The sequence below is a fragment of the Chryseosolibacter histidinae genome (assembly GCF_018598225.1).
Lineage (GTDB): Bacteria > Bacteroidota > Bacteroidia > Cytophagales > Cyclobacteriaceae > Chryseosolibacter > Chryseosolibacter histidini.
Genome location: NZ_JAHESF010000095.1, coordinates 1 through 1,316 on the forward strand (window position 1 = coordinate 1; position 1,316 = coordinate 1,316).

At 42.9% G+C, this 1,316-nt stretch carries 2 protein-coding genes; both read left to right on the plus strand.

The features are described 5' to 3' along the window. Positions 1 to 42 precede the first annotated feature (42 nt). The gene (locus KK083_RS32315; RefSeq protein ID WP_254170296.1) at positions 43 to 438 is read left to right on the plus strand and encodes a transposase; all 396 of its coding nucleotides are present in this window, start codon (positions 43 to 45) and stop codon (positions 436 to 438) included. Between the two features lie 8 nt (positions 439 to 446). Next, positions 447 to 1,316 (plus strand): IS3 family transposase (locus tag KK083_RS32320; RefSeq protein WP_254170297.1); only part of this gene is annotated, 870 nt, incomplete at its 3' end.

The following is a 1,316-nucleotide window of genomic DNA, read 5'->3' on the forward strand; positions in this document are numbered from 1 at the left end:
CTTGTCCGTCCCTGAAATAGGTTGACCATAAACGGTTAACTTATGACAAGGAAAATTACAGTAAGAAGCTGTCGAGTATTTTCGGAGGATTTTAAAAAATCCTGTGTAAAAGATTATGAGACCGGCCAATTTTCGGTCCAGGAAATGTCTGAACTTTACCATATCCAGCCGGTATTGATCTATCGGTGGATTTATAAATTTTCTACGTATAATAAGCGTAGGATCAAAGTGGTAGAGATGGCAGACAGCAGTAAAGAGAAGTTAAAAGAGCTGCAAAAACGGATTTCGGAGCTTGAGCGTATCGTTGGCCAGAAGCAGCTCAATATCGATTTTCTGGAGAAGATGATTGAGCTTGCCAAGGCTCAATATGGTATCGATATCAAAAAAAACTCAGATACCCCACCATCCTCTGGTTCAGAGAAAACATCAAAAGCCTAGGGTTTTCTATGAACACAGTTTATCAAATTGGTGGGGTTAGTAAACAGGCCGTCCACAAATACAATCACCGTCAGCAAGACTGGAGCGACAGCCTGGCTGAATTACAAATACTCGTTGACGAAGTTCGGAATGATCATCCTGGTTGTGGTCTGGAGAAGCTCTATGACACGTTAAAACCCTCCTGGCTAGGCCGGGACAAATTCATCGATGTGTTTATGGGACTGGGATACCGGGTGAAGAAACAGCGCAACTTCATTAAAACTACCATTCCTGCTGTTTTACGATATCCCAATCTGATTGAAGGATTGCTTGTGTGGGATAAGAACCGAGTATGGCAAACCGACATTACCTACTTTAATATAGGCGGGAGCTTCTACTACATTGTATTTATCATAGACATCTACACCAAAGTTATACGAGGGTATCAGGCCAGTGATCATATGAGAGCAGATGCCAACTTAAAAGCGCTTCAAATGGCTTTAGCAGAAGCTAAACAAGTTCAGGGGCTAATTCATCACTCCGATCGAGGAAGTCAGTTTGTGGATAATCGATATCGCGACATTCTTCACACCCATGGCATACACCTGAGCATGGGGCTGATTGCCCAAGAAAATGCCTACGCCGAAAGGATCAATGGCACTATCAAGAATGAATACCTAAAAAGGAAAACAATCCGGTCCCTGACAGAACTGAAAAAAGAACTAGACCGGGCAGTAGCACATTATAACGAAAAAAGGATCCATCGCCACCTGCCACAAAAACAAACCCCAAGGCAGTTTGAAAATCAATTGTTAGATTTAGGCACCCAGAACAGACCGAAGGTGATTGTTTACACCGAAGGTAATCCTAAAATCAGAGCGGCATTGAGCCGCCCTGAT